Here is a 17,886-nt window from a genome sequence, read left to right on the forward strand (position 1 = left end):
ATGCGCCGCCATTGTGCAGCGCATGACCATTTTCGTTTGCGTATCTAGCCGGAGATCAGGCTGATCACTGTAAAGATCGCCGCAGACAGCAGTGCGGCGGCAGGCACCGTGATGACCCAGGCCGCAATGATCGTCAGAAAGTGCGAGCGGCGCACCAGTTTGCGACGACGGCGTTCTTCGGTTGGTTGCTCTGGCAAGGTAGGCACATCAATGCGCGCCTTTTTCATGCGGCGTGTTGCATCCCATTCGCGAAAGAACCCGACACCAAAGACGCCACCCACAGCAATGTGGGTCGAGCTGACAGGCAGGCCCAGCCAACTGGCGACAATCACGGTGATCGCGGCTGACAAGGCAACGCAATAGGCGCGCATCGGGTTCAGTTTGGTGATCTGGCTGCCGACCATGCGGATCAGTTTTGGGCCAAACAGGAACAGACCGAACGAGATGCCAAGCGCGCCGATCACCATGACCCATAGCGGGATCGAAATAGCATGCGTGAAATCACCCGATTGCGAGGCTTGGACGATGGCAGCAAGTGGTCCGACCGCGTTCGCCACATCGTTGGCCCCATGCGCAAAGCACAGCAATGCGGCCGAAACAACCAGTGGAATTCCAAATAAAATCTTGAGCGATTTGTTGCGGTTCTCTAGCCCTTCGGATTGTTTCTTGATCACCGGGATCATGATGGCCCAGATCGCGATGCCAATGGCCGCACCGATCATCAGGGACGTCGTGATGTCGATCTTGATGATCTTCTTCAGGCCCTTCAAGGCGAGGTAGCTGGCGAATGCGCCAGCCATGATGCCGACTAGAACCGGCACCCATTTGCGGGCTGCAGCGATCTTGTCAGGCTGATAGATGATGCGGGCTTTGATGAACCACAAAAACGCGGCCGCCACGGCACCGCCCAACACAGGCGAGATCACCCAGCTGGCTGCGATCTTGGTCATTGTCGGCCAGTTTACGGCCGCGAAGCCGGCAGCCGCGATGCCCGCGCCCATTACGCCCCCCACAACCGAGTGGGTCGTGGACACAGGTGCGCCGACCCACGTGGCAAGGTTCACCCAAAGGGCCGCTGACAAAAGTGCTGCGAGCATCGCCCAGATAAACACTTGGGCCGTTGGCAGGCTGTCTGGTGCGATGATGCCTTTGGCGATGGTTTTGACCACGTCGCCGCCGGCAATCAGTGCGCCAGCGCTTTCAAACACCACGGCAATCGCGATCGCGCTGCCCATCGACAGTGCACCGGCCCCAACGGCGGGGCCCATGTTGTTGGCGACATCGTTGGCCCCGATGTTCAGCGCCATGTAGGCCCCGATCCCGGCGGCAACGATCACAACCAGCGTGTTGCTGGATTGCCCGAAAAACACCGCCGCCAAGAGGCTGGCCAGCACGATGAACACCAGCGATATACCCGGCCCAACCATGGGGCGCGCAGCATAGGCCGTTGCTATTTCCAGATTGGACAGGCGCCCAAGGTCACGGTCGAGCGTCTCTAGATTGCCCGCTTCGAAATCGTTATTGGACATAGTCCCCCCCAAACGACAAATTCATTTGAATCGCGATTAGCAGACTTTTTCGAATGGCTCAATTACCGCAAGTGCCGTGTTATCATCTTCCAGTGAAACCGGCTGTAACCGTGCTCTGTGACCTTCAGGTGTGGCATAACCATCGCATGTAGGTCCTGAAGTCGATGAAACGGGACGGTCGGGCTGGCGTGATGTTCTGCGTGATAGGGCATGTTCCACGCCAGTTTACGAATGACGAAAGACGTGAATGTGGTCCGTGTGTTGGCAAACATGTCGGCCACCAGTGGGCAGCGCCCATGCTCTGCCATCAGGTACAGACGCAGGAATGGCTGACCGAGCAGCATCGGAATGATCCAGATGTACAGCACCTGCCAAAACCCGCCCGATACACTGACCAGCGCAATCAAGGCATAAATTCCGATCAGAACCTGCGCCTCTTTGCGCACTGTTGCCAGCTTGGCGGTCGGGACGAAATCGTCGTCACAGTGCCCGCGCGCATTGTGCACCAAGGTTTTGAAATGGCTGGCATAGGTCGGCAGGCCTGAAACATGGGTGATGTACTGGCCCCATGTTTCGGGCTTTGGAAAGGCCAGTTCGGGGTCTTTGCCTTGAACCTGCGTGTAGCGGTGGTGTGCGAAGTGGAAATACCGAAACCAGTTGGACGGAAGCACCAGAACGCACCCACAGACGGCACCGACAATGCGGTTCAACATCGGTGTTGCAAACGGCGTCAAATGGCAGGTTTCGTGCAACAAGGTGAACAAGAACACCAACAGAATGCCTTGGATCAACATCAAAACTGGCCACCCCGGAACTTGCCAGACAATCAACGTTCCAATCAGCGCAATCAGCCCCCAATGTGCGGCCAGATGCATCAACCCGATGACATCAGATTTGGCATTCAGATCATTGCGTAGCTCTGGCGTGAGCGATTTTAGAAAACTGCGGTGATCCATATTCGTCCTTTAGGGTCTCAAAATTCATACGTTAGAAATTTCGATGTTGCCACGGATTTGCCACAGTTCTGGCACGCGGTTGGCACATTTACGTGGGATTGTGTCGGTGAAAGGGCGCACGTCTGCTGTGCACCTTGTGTTTACGATTTATGAATGAGTACTGCCATGAGCGCCCAAGCTGCCACCTTGGATGACGACAAAACGTTGTCCGCCATCCGCTCCGTTTTGACCGAACCTGCTGAGGTTGCGGCCCCAGTCCCCAAGATTGAACAGGAACCGCGGATCCGGTCCACAATTGACCCACTGCCAACGGCCGCAGTCGCGGCAGAAGCACCAGCCGATGCCAAGCTATCCTTGGTGGAACAGGTGCGCGGTATCGCGTTTCGTCCATCGCGCAAAATGGTGTTTTGGGGTGTCGTGGCGCTGCTGGTTATTTTGCGCCCGCATGTGTTTGTGATCGGCGCAATTGTCGCCCTGTTCATTATCGGCGGCGCATTCGCTGTGTTTGGCGGCGATGCGGTCTGGGGGGTTGCGATGCGCTGTTTTACGCGGTTCGCCAATATCGCCCCGACGCGGGCTGCGCGCCTTGCCAAACGTATGGACACGTTCGCCTTGCGCTGGGACGCGTTGTTGGACCGGTTCCCGGATGGATCCGTGGACGGGCTTTACTTGCCCGACTTTCAGGCACAGACCAAAGCCGATGAACATCACGCCGCGGTCATGTCCGAACGACTGGCGCGCATGCAATCCAGCGCTCGGGCCTAAGCATCACGCGCAATGTGGCCTTGAATTTGCCTGAAACCACGGTTACATGGCCTTTCAACGCAGCGCGATAGGGCATCACCATGGCAATCACCAATCCACTTCAGTTCATTCAGCAAGTTCGCTCTGAGGTGTCCAAAGTTGTTTGGCCGACACGCCGCGAAGTCGTGTTGACCACCGTCATGGTCTTTATCATGGCCGCGCTGACAGCGATCTTTTTCGCTACAGTCGATATTTTGATCCGCGGCGGGTTGCGCCAGGTTCTCGAAATCTTCGGCTAAACCCCTCCGTTATTACGCTAAGGGCCTTGAACCGAAACGGTTTGGCGGGTAAATGGCGGCTCTACCCAGTGTGAAGGCGTGCGTCGATTCGAGATGTGCGCAGTGGTTCATATGGGGATCCCACGGTGATCACCGTGGGGAAATTTTGAATTCGGTTGCGGGCGTTTGCCACGTGACCCGCAGACAAGGGCAGACAGCACATGGCGAAACGGTGGTATTCGGTCAGCGTTCTTTCGAACTTCGAAAAGAAAATTGCTGAAACAATCCGGACGTCAGTCGCCGAGCAAGGTCTGGAGGACGAGATCGACGAAGTTCTGGTCCCGACCGAAGAAGTGATTGAAGTCCGTCGTGGCAAAAAAGTTACGAACGAACGCCGGTTCATGCCAGGCTATGTTCTGGTGCACATGGAAATGTCTGACCGTGGCTATCACCTGATCAACTCGATCAACCGCGTCACAGGTTTCTTGGGTCCGCAAGGTCGCCCGATGCCGATGCGCGATGCCGAAGTGAACCAGATCCTGAACCGTGTACAAGAAGGCGAAGACAGCCCGCGTACGCTTATTCACTTTGAAACAGGTGAAAAAGTTAAGGTCAACGACGGTCCGTTCGAGGATTTCGACGGTATGGTGGAAGAAGTGGACGAAGAGAACCAGCGCCTCAAGGTGACGGTATCGATCTTTGGTCGCGAAACTCCGGTCGAGCTGGAATTCACTCAAGTCACCAAACAGATGTAATATCTGCGGTGGGCCGCGTGTCCACCAACGCTATTTTCGCTAAATGTAATTCAAGAACACGCCTTTCGGGCGTGTTTTTTTGTGATTTACGCTAATCGGCGTCAGGGCCAAAAAAAAATATGTCCCAGGGCGGACGCAGTTGGCACGCCCTTGATTCAAAAGGAAATGAGTCTTTCCAATAGTTTAGCTAGGCGGCTGCAACCATGGCGATTCTCTGCGGGTAATTTGAACGCAAGAAAAGTCAAACGCACATGTTGACGGCTCCCCTAAATATGCTTCAATTGCGACAATTCAACACGATATATTGCTGTTGATCTAAAGAATTCGAGCCGTTTTTAGGGGGTCAAAAACGATGTCATTAAGATTTTTCAAGGAAAATTTACCTTGGATCGCACCGTCTGCCGCGATTGTATTTGCTGCTTCAGGATATTTCGACCGAGGGTTAAGAACGCAAGCCGCACCAGAGACTGTCATTGAACAGGTTCAACCCGTACAGGCTGCTGCCGCGCCTTTGGTTGGAAATGGTGTTGTCGCACAAGCATCGCAAGATCAAGTTGTCGCGCGCGCGGACACAGGCATCGGGACCAGCCTGACATCGCCAATCACTTCGCAAAACCAACCGACATTCACGGACACGCAACCGACTGCCGTTGCGACCTTGGGTGCCGTGCAGGGGCAATTGTTGGGTCAGCCGCAACCGACACAACAGGTTGCGTCCTTCGAAAGCAATCCGGCCGCGTTCTTTAAAGACGCGCAAGCCAGCCTGAACGCTGCGAATTCGTGCAAAGACGATCTGCGGGCTTTGGCGGCGCAAGCGCGTGTTTATTTCCCAAGCGGTGGTCTGACTGCCGAAGAAGCCGGCCTGTCACAAGCCCGTTTGATCGGCACAGTGATGCAAGGCTGCAAAGGCGTTGGCATTCTGGTCACTGGCCACTCTGATCCATCTGGTGATCCGGCTGTGAACCTGCGCCTTAGCCAAAAACGCGCCGAATTGGTGATCCAACGGATCAGCGCATCTGGCATCGATACCTCGTCGTTTGTGCCGCAAGGGTTTGGCGATCGTCAGCCATCGACCGCAACGGGCTCAAAGACGCGGGCATACTACGATCGCCGCGTTGAATTCTCGGTTGTGGATTTGCAAACCAACGCATCATTCACAACGGCCTCGACGCAATCGACGTTCACACCATCTTGTGTCGCGCGTTTGGAAAAAGCCGTTCAGAACACCAAACTGTACTATTCGCCACGCTCCATCGCGGCCCCTGCGGCTGATTTGGACACGGTCCTGCAACTGGCAAAACAAGCATCGGCCTGCCCGCAAGCCCGCTTGCGCATCATTGGCCAGCACACGGACGAAACTTGGGCGAACGAAGACTTTAACACCGGCATCCTGCGCGCCAAGGCGTTGATGTCGATCCTGGTCGGGCAGGGCATCGCCTCGAACCAAGTGATTATTGCAGCACCGTCCCGCTCTGTCGGGGTGGAAGGGCAACCACAACTGAGCAATAGCCGCGTCGATTTCGACGTCATACAAGAGCCGAGTTAAGACCTGTCGAGCAGACTCTTAAAAGAAGCTCATAAAATGGGGCGCGCAAGCGCCTCATTTTTTTTGTCTAAAACCACGTCTTGAATTGTTTCAGGCTTCGGTGTATCCGCCGCGATGGTCGCATCCGTGTGACTGTCCCTGTGGGAGGAAAGCGCAACGCGTTGCGACAACCGAACCACATCACATAAATCTGGCGCAACGCGATGTGTCGGAGTTGAGAAAGGAAATGGCTCATGGCCAAGAAGCTCGTCGGGTCGATGAAGTTGCAAGTTGCAGCTGGTCAAGCAAACCCATCCCCACCCGTAGGCCCAGCATTGGGTCAACGCGGCATTAACATCATGGAATTCTGCAAAGCGTTTAACGCCAAAACTGCAGACCTGGAGCCAGGTGCGCCTTGCCCAACCGTGATCAGCTATTACCAAGACAAGTCTTTCACGATGGAAATCAAGACGCCACCTGCGTCCTACTTCCTCAAGAAAGCTGCCAAAGTGAAATCTGGCGCGACCAACCCGTCCCGTGACGTTGTCGGTTCCGTGACTGTGAAACAGATTCGCGAAATCGCAGAAGCCAAAATGGCCGATCTGAACGCCAACGATATCGAAGCGGCGATGAAGATCATCATGGGCTCGGCCCGTTCTATGGGCATTGAGGTTAAGTAAGATGGCAAAACTAGGTAAACGTACAACCGCCGCCCGCGAAGCATTTGTTGGCAAAAACAATCTGACCGTCGAAGATGCTGTGGCACTGGTGAAAGCCAACGCAACTGCGAAATTTGACGAAACAATCGAAATCGCAATGAACCTGGGCGTTGACCCACGTCACGCGGACCAAATGGTTCGTGGTGTTGTTGGCCTGCCAAACGGCACTGGCAAAACAATGCGCGTTGCTGTTTTTGCCCGCGGCCCAAAAGCTGACGAAGCAACAGCGGCTGGTGCGGACATTGTCGGCGCAGAAGACCTGATGGAAACTGTGCAATCCGGCAAAATCGAATTTGATCGCTGCATTGCAACACCAGACATGATGCCAATCGTTGGTCGTCTGGGTAAAGTTCTGGGTCCACGTAACCTGATGCCAAACCCAAAAGTGGGCACGGTAACAATGGACGTGGCCGATGCGGTCAAAGCGGCCAAAGGCGGCGAAGTACAGTTTAAGGTCGAGAAGGCCGGTGTTGTACACGCAGGTATCGGCAAAGCGTCATTCGACGAAGCCAAGCTGATCGAAAACGTTCGCTCGTTCATCGATGCGGTTGCTAAAGCACGCCCAGCCGGGTCCAAAGGCGCGTACATGAAAAAGATCGTCATCAGCTCTTCCATGGGCCCAGGTGTTTCGATCAACATCGAAAGCGCGACCGGCGAAGCATAAGCTTTTCTGCTGTAAGATTTTGGAAAGAGGCGCTCTTGCGGGGGCGCCTTTTTTGTTTTGGAGCGGCGTTCTGATGACGGTCGTACAGTTATTCGTGCATCGCCTCTTGCCCAACTGCGGCTTTGGGACTAAACCACGCCTCGTCTGGTCGCGCGATTCTGTCGTGTGATCTGATACTTCGTCCGAGACGGTGGGTTGAGACAGGACAAAATCTTGTTTCTATAAAGCCTGCCTGAGATGGGAAAAACCAGATTTACTCGAGCGCCTGAATGGGCCTCGCTGCGATCTTGGGCGGACCCGTAAGGACCCGACTGTCAGGGTTTCTCACGAGACTCTGGCTGAACTGAGCCGGGGATACTTCCCCAAAATTGGAGTGAAACTGTGGATAGAGCACAAAAAGAACAATTGGTCGACGAACTCGGCCAAATCTTTGAAAGCTCTGGCGTTGTTGTGGTAAGCCACTACGCCGGTCTGACAGTTGCTGACATGCAGTCTTTGCGCGCGAAAGCGTCCGAAGCAGGGTCTGCTGTTCGTGTTGCCAAAAACAGGCTCGCCAAGATCGCCCTAGACGGAAAGCCATGCGCAAGCATTGCTGACTTCCTAACGGGCATGACCGTTCTAACCTATTCTGAGGACCCCGTGGCAGCTGCCAAAGTGGCCGAAGACTTTGCCAAAGAAAACGATAACTTCGTGATTCTTGGTGGGGCAATGGGTGAGAACGCGTTGGACCGGGCTGGTGTTACAGCTGTTTCCAAAATGCCGTCGCGCGACGAACTTATCGCGACAATCGCCGGCATGCTGGGCGCACCTGCAAGCAACATCGCTGGGGCCATTGGCGCACCTGCAAGCAACATTGCATCCATCTTGTCCACTGTTGAGGACAAGGCGGCAGCTTAAGCAATCGTCAAACTGGCGTCTGGTGAATATGCCGACGTTGGAACACACATATCGTTAACGGAAAGAGCTAAAACATGGCTGATCTGAAAAAAATGGCAGAAGACATCGTTGGTCTTACACTGCTTGAAGCACAAGAACTGAAAACTATCCTCAAAGACGAGTACGGCATCGAGCCTGCAGCCGGTGGCGCAGTCATGATGGCGGGCCCTGCAGACGGCGGTGCCGATGAAGAGGAAAAAACTGAATTCGACGTCGTTCTGAAGAACGCCGGCGCATCCAAAATCAACGTGATCAAAGAAGTTCGCGGCATCACAGGCCTGGGCCTGAAAGAAGCCAAAGACTTGGTTGAAGCTGGCGGCAAAATCAAAGAAGGCGTTGATAAAGCTGAAGCAGAAGACGTTAAAGCCAAGCTGGAAGCAGCTGGCGCAGAAGTCGAACTGGCCTAAGCCACTTCGCCTTTATGGCATTATGGAAACGGCGGTCCGCAAGGGTCGCCGTTTTTGTTTGTGGGGTTGGTGTCTAACGCCTGGTTCGCGGATTAGCGGACCTTGAATTCAACTTCGATATGTTCTTGCTCGCGTGCTACGTCGAAGAGGGCTTTGACACGAGGCACCAAAGCAGCGACGCTTGTTGGCAGATTGGTGCCTACTGACAAATCGATGGAATAAGGTGGCATAACGTTGTTGATATCGCTTGTGACGCTGTCCCATAGAGCATCCAAGTTTCGTCCGTGCCAATCCGGCGCATCGAGCGATGAAAGCAAAATACCGTAAAAATCATCAACGGTTTTTCAGCTTGATATGTCGATAGCAATTCGCTTCATCACGCAAGCATCGCATACGTTTGGCGCGGTTACTATGGGCTCAAAACCGCCGTTCACCCAAACCTATTGACCGACCCCACCCATCTTTGCGACACTCCCTTATCACAGCGCAAACCACGCTAGGCCACCAATCTGATCTGATCCCCCCTTGCGTTCGCCACGTTCACGACTTATTTAGCAACTTCACGCGGGTTCGATTGATTCGAAACCCGTTTTTTCTGTCGCGCATAATGGAGCCGTAAATAACCCTCTGACACCCACAACGTCACGCAGGGAACGGCAAAGCATTGTGCGACACCTGTCTTGGTAAGTCCCCGAAATCGCGGGCATTTTCCAAGGCAGGAGAGGTCGGGAGCCACACATTGGGACGTGTGGCAAGAATAGGCCTCTCTATCGCTGTCTCGTAGGGATAGGCACCGTGGCCCGACGGTGACTGTCTCAATTGAGAAAACTGAAAGGTGACCTAGTCTTATGGCGCAATCGTTCCTTGGTCAGAAACGTCTACGTAAATATTATGGCAAAATCCGCGAAGTGCTGGAAATGCCGAACCTTATCGAGGTACAGAAATCATCGTATGATCTGTTCCTGAACTCTGGTGATGCCACCACGCCGACCGACGGCGAAGGCATTACAGGTGTGTTCCAATCCGTCTTTCCTATCAAAGACTTCAACGAAACATCCGTTCTGGAATACGTCAAGTATGAGCTGGAAAAGCCCAAATATGACGTAGAAGAATGTCAGCAACGCGACATGACGTACAGCGCGCCGCTTAAGGTGACGCTGCGTTTGATCGTGTTTGATGTAGATGAAGACACAGGCGCAAAATCCGTCAAAGACATCAAAGAACAAGACGTGTTCATGGGCGATATGCCTTTGATGACACCAAACGGCACGTTTGTTGTAAACGGTACCGAGCGCGTGATCGTTTCGCAAATGCACCGCTCGCCTGGTGTGTTCTTTGACCACGACAAAGGCAAAAGCCACTCTTCGGGCAAACTGTTGTTTGCTTGCCGCATCATCCCATACCGCGGCTCTTGGTTGGACTTTGAATTTGACGCCAAAGACATCGTATTCTGCCGCATTGACCGTCGCCGCAAACTGCCGGTAACGACATTGTTGTATGCCCTTGGTCTTGACCAAGAATCGATGATGGACGCCTATTACGACACCGTCACCTACACACATCAAAAGAACAAAGGCTGGGTCGCCCCGTTCTTCCCTGATCGTGTCCGTGGCACGCGCCCGACCTATGATTTGGTTGACGCCGCCACCGGTGAAGTGATTGCCGAAGCTGGCAAGAAAGTAACCCCACGCGCCGTCAAGAAATTGATCGACGAAGGCACGGTTCAAAACCTGCTGGTCCCATTCGATCACATCGTTGGCAAATTCGTGTCCAAAGACATCATCAACGAAGAAACCGGTGCGATTTACGTCGAAGCTGGTGACGAGTTGACACTGGAATACGACAAAGACGGCGATCTGATCGGCGGCACAGCAAAAGAGCTGATCGAAGCCGGCATCACGGACATCCCAGTTCTGGATATCGACAACATCAACGTCGGTCCGTACATGCGCAACACCCTTGCGATGGATAAAAACATGAACCGCGAAACCGCGCTCATGGATATCTACCGCGTGATGCGTCCGGGCGAGCCACCCACCGTTGATGCGGCGTCGAACCTGTTCGACACGTTGTTCTTTGATGGCGAACGCTATGATCTGTCGGCTGTTGGTCGTGTGAAAATGAACATGCGCTTGGCTTTGGACAAAGAAGACACGCAGCGCACGCTGGACCGCGAAGACATCGTGGCCTGCATCAAGGCGCTGGTTCACCTACGCGACGGGCGCGGCGACATCGACGATATTGACCACTTGGGCAACCGTCGTGTGCGTTCCGTTGGCGAGCTGATGGAAAACCAGTACCGCGTTGGTTTGTTGCGCATGGAGCGCGCGATCAAAGAGCGTATGTCGTCTGTCGAGATCGACACGGTCATGCCGCAAGACTTGATCAACGCCAAACCGGCGGCTGCTGCGGTACGCGAATTCTTCGGCTCTAGCCAGCTGTCGCAATTCATGGACCAAACCAACCCGCTCTCTGAGGTTACGCACAAGCGCCGCCTGTCCGCGCTTGGACCAGGTGGTTTGACACGCGAACGTGCCGGTTTTGAAGTCCGTGACGTTCACCCAACGCACTACGGTCGGATGTGTCCGATTGAAACGCCCGAGGGTCCGAACATTGGTCTGATCAACTCGCTGGCCACGTTTGCCCGCGTGAACAAATACGGCTTTATTGAAACACCGTACCGCCGCGTCGAAAACCGCGTTGTGACGGATGACGTTCAATACATGTCCGCGACCGAAGAAATGCGTCACACTGTGGCTCAGGCCAACGCGCAACTCGACGAAAACGGTCGTTTCCAAAACGATCTGGTCAGCACGCGCCAGTCTGGTGATTACACGCTGGCACCGTCTGAAAATGTCGATCTGATCGATGTTTCACCAAAGCAGTTGGTATCTGTTGCGGCGTCTTTGATCCCGTTCCTCGAAAACGACGATGCGAACCGGGCCTTGATGGGTTCGAACATGCAACGTCAGGCGGTTCCTTTGCTGCAGGCCGAAGCGCCTCTGGTCGGGACCGGCATCGAAGAAGTTGTGGCACGGGATTCCGGTGCGGCTTACATGGCGAAACGCGCAGGCATCATCGACCAAGTTGATGCCACACGTATCGTTGTGCGTGCGACCGAAGACCTGGAACTGGGCGACGCGGGCGTAGACATCTACCGCATGCGTAAATTCCAACGCTCCAACCAAAACACCTGCATCAACCAGCGTCCGTTGGTGAAAGTTGGCGAACGCGTGACCAAAGGTCAGGTTATTGCTGATGGTCCATCGACCGACATGGGTGAATTGGCCTTGGGTAAAAACGTGGTTGTCGCGTTTATGCCTTGGAACGGTTACAACTACGAAGACTCGATCCTGATCTCTGAGCGCGTTTCGCGTGACGACGTGTTCACATCCATCCACATCGAAGAATTCGAAGTGGCGGCACGTGACACGAAACTGGGTCCAGAAGAAATCACTCGCGACATTCCAAACGTCGGTGAAGAAGCGCTGCGCAACCTCGACGAGGCAGGCATCGTTTACATCGGCGCGGACGTTGAACCGGGTGACATTCTGGTCGGCAAGATCACACCAAAAGGCGAAAGCCCGATGACACCAGAAGAAAAGCTTCTGCGCGCCATCTTTGGTGAAAAAGCCTCTGACGTGCGTGACACATCGTTGCGTGTGAAACCGGGTGATTTCGGGACTGTTGTTGAGGTTCGTGTGTTCAACCGCCACGGCGTTGAAAAAGACGAACGTGCGCTGCAAATCGAGCGTGAAGAAGTCGAACGTCTGGCCCGTGACCGCGACGATGAAATGGCGATCCTTGATCGCAACATCTATGCGCGTTTGTCGGATCTGATGACAGGCAACGAAGTCGCAAAGGGGCCAAAAGGCGTCCGCGCGGGTGCGTTGGTCGACGCAGAAATGCTAGAAGCGTTCCCACGCTCTGCTTGGTGGCAGATCGCGTTGAAAGACGAAGACGCAGCACAGATCGTCGAGGCCCTGAACGAGCAATACGAAGTGCAAAAGCGCGCTTTGGATGCCCGCTTTGAGGACAAAGTCGAGAAAGTCCGTCGTGGAGATGACCTACCGCCGGGCGTCATGAAGATGGTCAAAGTGTTCATCGCGGTAAAGCGCAAGCTGCAACCGGGCGACAAAATGGCTGGCCGTCACGGGAACAAAGGTGTTATTTCCAAGGTTGTACCGATGGAAGACATGCCGTTCCTTGAGGATGGTACACCTGTCGACTTCTGTCTGAACCCACTTGGCGTTCCGTCACGTATGAACGTTGGTCAGATCCTCGAAACACACATGGGTTGGGCCGCACGCGGTCTGGGTTTGAACGTGGACGAGGCTTTGCAAGAGTACAAACGCTCTGGCGATTTGACACCTGTGCGCGAAGCAATGTCTTTGGCCTATGGCGACGATGTCTATCAAGAAGGCATCGCTGGCATGGACGAAGACGAGCTGGTTGATGCGGCTGGCAACGTCACACGCGGTGTGCCGATCGCGACGCCAGTCTTTGACGGCGCGAAAGAAGCAGACGTGAACGATGCGCTGAAACGTGCGGGCTTTAGCACCTCTGGTCAATCAGACTTGTACGATGGCCGCACAGGCGAGAAATTCTCGCGTCAGGTCACCGTGGGCGTCAAATACCTGCTGAAACTGCACCACCTTGTGGACGACAAAATCCACGCGCGTTCAACTGGTCCATACTCGCTGGTCACCCAGCAGCCATTGGGCGGTAAAGCGCAATTTGGTGGTCAGCGCTTTGGGGAAATGGAAGTCTGGGCGCTTGAAGCGTACGGCGCGGCCTACACCCTGCAGGAAATGCTGACCGTGAAATCGGATGATGTTGCTGGACGGACGAAAGTCTACGAAAGCATCGTCAAAGGCGAGGACAACTTTGAAGCCGGCGTGCCGGAATCCTTCAACGTTCTGGTCAAAGAAGTCCGGGGCCTCGGCCTGAACATGGAACTCCTGGACGCTGAGGAAGACGAATAACGGATCGAGGCGGGGGACACCCCCGCCTTACCGAAACTCGACCTTCTAATGCCTCCCTTTCAAGGATTTGAAAATGAACCAGGAACTGACAAACAACCCGTTTAACCCGATCGCACCGGTGAAAACCTTCGACGAGATCAAAGTGTCTTTGGCATCGCCAGAGCGCATCTTGTCGTGGTCTTTTGGTGAGATCAAAAAGCCGGAAACCATCAACTACCGGACGTTCAAGCCCGAGCGTGATGGCCTGTTCTGCGCGCGTATCTTTGGCCCGATCAAAGACTACGAATGCCTCTGCGGCAAATACAAACGCATGAAATATCGCGGCGTTGTCTGCGAAAAATGTGGTGTCGAAGTCACGCTGCAAAAAGTACGTCGCGAGCGTATGGGCCACATCGAATTGGCCGCACCCGTTGCACACATCTGGTTCCTGAAGTCGCTGCCATCCCGCATCGGCCTGATGCTGGACATGACATTGCGTGATCTGGAACGTGTTTTGTACTTTGAAAACTACGTTGTGATCGAACCCGGTCTGACGGAACTGTCCTACGGTCAGATGATGTCCGAAGAAGAGTACATGGACGCCCAAGACGCCTACGGCATGGACGCCTTCACCGCCAACATCGGTGCCGAAGCGATCCGCGAAATGCTGGCGGCGATCGATCTTGAAGCCGAAGCTGACCAGCTGCGCGCCGATTTGGCCGAAGCGACTGGTGAGTTGAAGCCCAAGAAGATCATCAAACGGCTGAAAGTTGTGGAATCCTTCCTTGAATCCGGCAACCGTCCGGAGTGGATGGTTCTGACCGTGATCCCGGTGATCCCGCCAGAATTGCGCCCGCTGGTGCCGCTGGATGGTGGTCGTTTTGCGACGTCCGATCTGAACGATCTGTATCGCCGTGTGATCAACCGGAACAATCGTCTGAAACGTCTGATCGAACTGCGCGCGCCTGATATTATTGTGCGCAACGAAAAGCGGATGTTGCAGGAATCTGTGGATGCGTTGTTTGACAACGGCCGTCGTGGCCGTGTGATTACGGGCGCCAACAAACGTCCGTTGAAATCACTGTCCGACATGCTGAAGGGTAAGCAAGGTCGTTTCCGTCAGAACCTTTTGGGCAAACGCGTCGACTTTTCCGGTCGTTCGGTGATTGTGACGGGGCCTGAGCTGAAGCTGCACCAGTGTGGCTTGCCGAAAAAGATGGCTTTGGAACTGTTCAAGCCGTTCATCTATTCGCGTCTTGAAGCCAAAGGTCTGTCTTCGACCGTCAAACAAGCCAAGAAGCTGGTCGAAAAAGAGCGTCCCGAAGTGTGGGATATCTTGGACGAGGTTATTCGCGAACACCCGGTCATGTTGAACCGTGCGCCGACCTTGCACCGTTTGGGCATCCAGGCGTTCGAACCGGTCCTGATCGAAGGTAAAGCGATCCAGCTGCACCCGCTGGTGTGTTCTGCGTTTAACGCGGATTTCGACGGTGACCAAATGGCGGTCCACGTTCCGTTGTCTTTGGAAGCGCAACTCGAAGCGCGCGTTTTGATGATGTCCACGAACAACGTTCTGTCGCCTGCCAACGGCGCGCCGATCATTGTTCCGTCACAGGACATGATTTTGGGTCTGTACTACACGACGCTTGATCGCGCTGGCATGAAGGGCGAAGGCATGGTCTTCTCCTCGATCGACGAAGTTCAGCACGCGCTGGATTCCGGCGAGGTGCACTTGCACGCCCGCGTCACTGCCCGTCTTCCGCAGATCGACGAGGAAGGTAACGAAGTGATGCAACGCTTTGAAACCACACCTGGTCGTATCCGTTTGGGCGCGCTGTTACCGCTGAATGCCAAGGCTCCGTTCGAGCTGGTCAACCGTTTGCTGCGCAAGAAAGAAGTGCAGCAGGTCATCGATACGGTCTACCGTTATTGCGGTCAGAAAGAGTCGGTTATCTTCTGTGACCACATCATGACGCTGGGCTTCCGCGAAGCGTTCAAGGCCGGTATTTCGTTTGGTAAAGACGACATGCTGATCCCTGATAGCAAATGGCCACTGGTTGATGAAACGCGCGATCAGGTCAAAGATTTCGAACAACAGTACATGGACGGCCTGATCACTCAGGGCGAAAAGTACAACAAAGTTGTCGATGCTTGGTCAAAGTGTAACGACAAAGTCACCGACGCGATGATGGGTGCGATTTCTGACACACGCCACAACGAAGCGGGCGCTGAAATGGAGCCGAACTCGGTTTACATGATGGCCCACTCTGGTGCGCGTGGGTCTGTGACGCAGATGAAACAGCTGGGCGGTATGCGCGGTCTGATGGCGAAACCAAACGGTGACATCATCGAAACGCCGATCATCTCGAACTTTAAAGAAGGCCTGACCGTTCTCGAGTACTTCAACTCGACGCACGGTGCACGTAAAGGTCTGTCTGATACGGCTCTGAAAACGGCGAACTCGGGTTACTTGACCCGTCGTTTGGTTGACGTGGCGCAAGACTGTATCGTTCGCATGATCGACTGTGGCACTGAAAATTCGATCACAGCCGTGGCAGCGATCAACGATGGCGAAGTTGTCTCGTCCCTCGCCGATCGCCTGTTGGGTCGTGTTGTGGCCGAAGATCTGCTGAAGCCGGGTACGGACGAGGTACTCATCGCGCATGGCACATTGATCGACGAGCACATGGCAGACGCCATCGACAAAGCCGGCGTTGCCTCTGCACGCATCCGTAGCCCATTGACGTGCGAGGCCGAAGAAGGCGTTTGCGCAACATGCTACGGTCGCGACCTTGCACGCGGTACACGGGTAAACACTGGCGAAGCGGTCGGCATTATTGCTGCCCAATCCATCGGTGAACCGGGTACGCAGCTGACAATGCGGACGTTCCACATTGGCGGCGTTGCACAGGGTGGCCAACAGTCGTTCCTCGAGGCGTCCCAAGCGGGTAAGGTTGTGTTCGAAAGCGCGCAAACTTTGAAAAATGCCAACGGCGAAATCATGGTCATGGGCCGCAACATGAAGTTGTCCATTGTCGATGAAAACGGCGACGAGCGTGCCAGCCACAAAATCGGCTATGGTTCCAAACTGTTTGTCACAGACGGCCAAGACATTGCCGCCGGCGACAAAATGTTCGAATGGGATCCGTACACATTGCCGATGATCGCGGAGAAATCCGGTACTGCGAAATTCGTTGACCTTGTCAGCGGGATCGCAATCCGTGACGAAACCGATGATGCGACAGGCATGACCCAAAAGATCGTCATCGACTGGCGCTCTGCGGCCAAAGGCAACGAACTGAAACCAGAGATCATCTTGGTCGACAAAGACGGCGAGCCAGTGCGCAATGACGCGGGCAACCCTGTGACCTATCCGATGTCTGTGGATGCGGTTCTGTCCATTGAGGACGGCCAGGAAATCGTTGCCGGTGAAATCGTCGCGCGTATCCCGCGTGAAGGTTCCAAGACCAAGGACATTACCGGTGGTTTGCCGCGGGTTGCGGAATTGTTCGAAGCACGTCGTCCAAAAGATCACGCGATCATCGCGGAAATCGATGGTTATGTGCGCTACGGCAAGGACTACAAAAACAAGCGTCGCATCGCGATCGAGTCATCCGAAGATCCGGATCACAAGGTCGAGTACATGGTGCCCAAGGGCAAGCACATCCCTGTTGCTGAAGGTGACTTCATCAAGAAGGGTGACTACATCATGGACGGCAACCCGGCCCCGCACGATATTCTTGCGGTTATGGGAGTAGAGGCGCTTGCGAACTACATGATCGACGAAGTGCAGGACGTTTACCGCCTGCAAGGTGTGAAAATTAACGACAAACACATCGAAGTCATCGTCCGCCAAATGCTGCAAAAGTGGGAAGTCCAGGATTCTGGCGACACCACGATGCTGAAGGGCGAACATGTAGACAAGCAAGAGTTCATGGCCGCCAACGAAAAGGCACTGTCCAAGAAAGGTCGCGAAGCCAAAGGCGAACCGATCCTGTTGGGCATCACCAAAGCGTCCTTGCAGACACGTTCGTTCATCTCGGCTGCGTCGTTCCAAGAAACAACCCGCGTTCTGACCGAAGCCTCGGTTCAGGGCAAACGCGACAAACTGGTTGGCCTCAAGGAAAACGTAATCGTGGGTCGTTTGATCCCTGCCGGGACGGGTGGCGCGACCATGCAAATGCGCGCTGTTGCCACAGACCGTGACAACGTGGTCATTGAAGCCCGCCGCGAAGAAGCCGAAGAGGCCGCCCGTTTGGCAGCCCCTGCAGCGACAGACGTGGTTGGTGGTGATGTGTTCGACACAGTGATCACAACGGACGAAGACAGCCGCGACTAAAGCGACACGTTTTCAGACCTAAATTTGGCCCTCGCATCCCGCAACGGATGCGGGGGCTTTTTTGTGTGGT

General features: G+C 54.7%; 12 protein-coding genes and 1 pseudogene. 10 read left to right on the plus strand and 3 right to left on the minus strand.

The features are described 5' to 3' along the window. Window positions 1–44 precede the first annotated feature (44 nt). Window positions 45–1,529 (minus strand): inorganic phosphate transporter, encoded by a 1,485-nt coding sequence (locus ACFIO0_RS20340; protein ID WP_390912255.1) that lies wholly within the window; start codon window positions 1,527–1,529, stop codon window positions 45–47. Window positions 1,530–1,591: 62 nt separating this feature from the next. Beyond that, window positions 1,592–2,485 carry a fatty acid desaturase gene (locus tag ACFIO0_RS20345; protein WP_390912257.1) on the minus strand — a complete coding sequence of 298 codons (894 nt, stop codon included), beginning with the start codon at window positions 2,483–2,485 and terminating at the stop codon, window positions 1,592–1,594. A 165-nt stretch (window positions 2,486–2,650) separates the two neighbouring features. On the opposite strand from ACFIO0_RS20345, the gene ACFIO0_RS20350 reads away from it, so the two are divergent. The 8 genes from ACFIO0_RS20350 (at window position 2,651) to rplL (ending at window position 8,513) form a co-directional block, all read left to right on the plus strand. Then, on the plus strand, window positions 2,651–3,250 hold the full coding sequence (locus ACFIO0_RS20350; protein ID WP_390912258.1) for a hypothetical protein: 600 nt from the start codon (window positions 2,651–2,653) through the stop codon (window positions 3,248–3,250). Between the two features lie 80 nt (window positions 3,251–3,330). Then, entirely contained in the window at window positions 3,331–3,528 is a 198-nt protein-coding gene (gene secE, locus ACFIO0_RS20355; RefSeq protein WP_390912260.1) for a preprotein translocase subunit SecE, read from the plus strand. 200 nt (window positions 3,529–3,728) lie between these two features. Further along, window positions 3,729–4,262: a transcription termination/antitermination protein NusG gene (gene nusG / locus ACFIO0_RS20360; protein ID WP_390912262.1), complete on the plus strand. Its 534-nt coding sequence runs from the start codon at window positions 3,729–3,731 to the stop codon at window positions 4,260–4,262. A 352-nt stretch (window positions 4,263–4,614) separates the two neighbouring features. Further along, window positions 4,615–5,808, plus strand: coding sequence for an OmpA family protein (locus tag ACFIO0_RS20365; protein ID WP_390912263.1), 1,194 nt, complete (start codon window positions 4,615–4,617; stop codon window positions 5,806–5,808). 233 nt (window positions 5,809–6,041) lie between these two features. Further along, on the plus strand, window positions 6,042–6,467 hold the full coding sequence (rplK, locus tag ACFIO0_RS20370; RefSeq protein WP_390912265.1) for a 50S ribosomal protein L11: 426 nt from the start codon (window positions 6,042–6,044) through the stop codon (window positions 6,465–6,467). Between the two features lies 1 nt (window position 6,468). Beyond that, window positions 6,469–7,170, plus strand: a complete 702-nt coding sequence (gene rplA, locus ACFIO0_RS20375) for a 50S ribosomal protein L1 (protein WP_390912266.1) — start codon at window positions 6,469–6,471, stop codon at window positions 7,168–7,170. Between the two features lie 381 nt (window positions 7,171–7,551). Beyond that, window positions 7,552–8,067, plus strand: a complete 516-nt coding sequence (gene rplJ, locus ACFIO0_RS20380) for a 50S ribosomal protein L10 (RefSeq protein WP_390912268.1) — start codon at window positions 7,552–7,554, stop codon at window positions 8,065–8,067. Between the two features lie 74 nt (window positions 8,068–8,141). Then, window positions 8,142–8,513 (plus strand): 50S ribosomal protein L7/L12, encoded by a 372-nt coding sequence (gene rplL, locus ACFIO0_RS20385; protein ID WP_390912270.1) that lies wholly within the window; start codon window positions 8,142–8,144, stop codon window positions 8,511–8,513. A gap of 92 nt (window positions 8,514–8,605) precedes the next feature. On the opposite strand, the pseudogene ACFIO0_RS20390 reads toward rplL, so the two are convergent. Beyond that, a pseudogene (locus tag ACFIO0_RS20390) lies at window positions 8,606–8,842 on the minus strand (barstar family protein); the annotation flags it as partial. Between the two features lie 519 nt (window positions 8,843–9,361). Between ACFIO0_RS20390 and rpoB the strand changes: the two are divergent. Both rpoB and rpoC read left to right on the plus strand, forming a co-directional pair. Continuing rightward, entirely contained in the window at window positions 9,362–13,498 is a 4,137-nt protein-coding gene (rpoB, locus tag ACFIO0_RS20395; protein ID WP_390912272.1) for a DNA-directed RNA polymerase subunit beta, read from the plus strand. A gap of 73 nt (window positions 13,499–13,571) precedes the next feature. Next, complete coding sequence (rpoC, locus tag ACFIO0_RS20400) at window positions 13,572–17,816, plus strand: DNA-directed RNA polymerase subunit beta' (RefSeq protein ID WP_390912274.1); 4,245 nt, start codon at window positions 13,572–13,574, stop codon at window positions 17,814–17,816. Window positions 17,817–17,886 lie beyond the last annotated feature (70 nt).

This window comes from Pseudosulfitobacter sp. SM2401 (assembly GCF_042932805.1).
Classification (GTDB): Bacteria; Pseudomonadota; Alphaproteobacteria; order Rhodobacterales; family Rhodobacteraceae; genus Ascidiaceihabitans.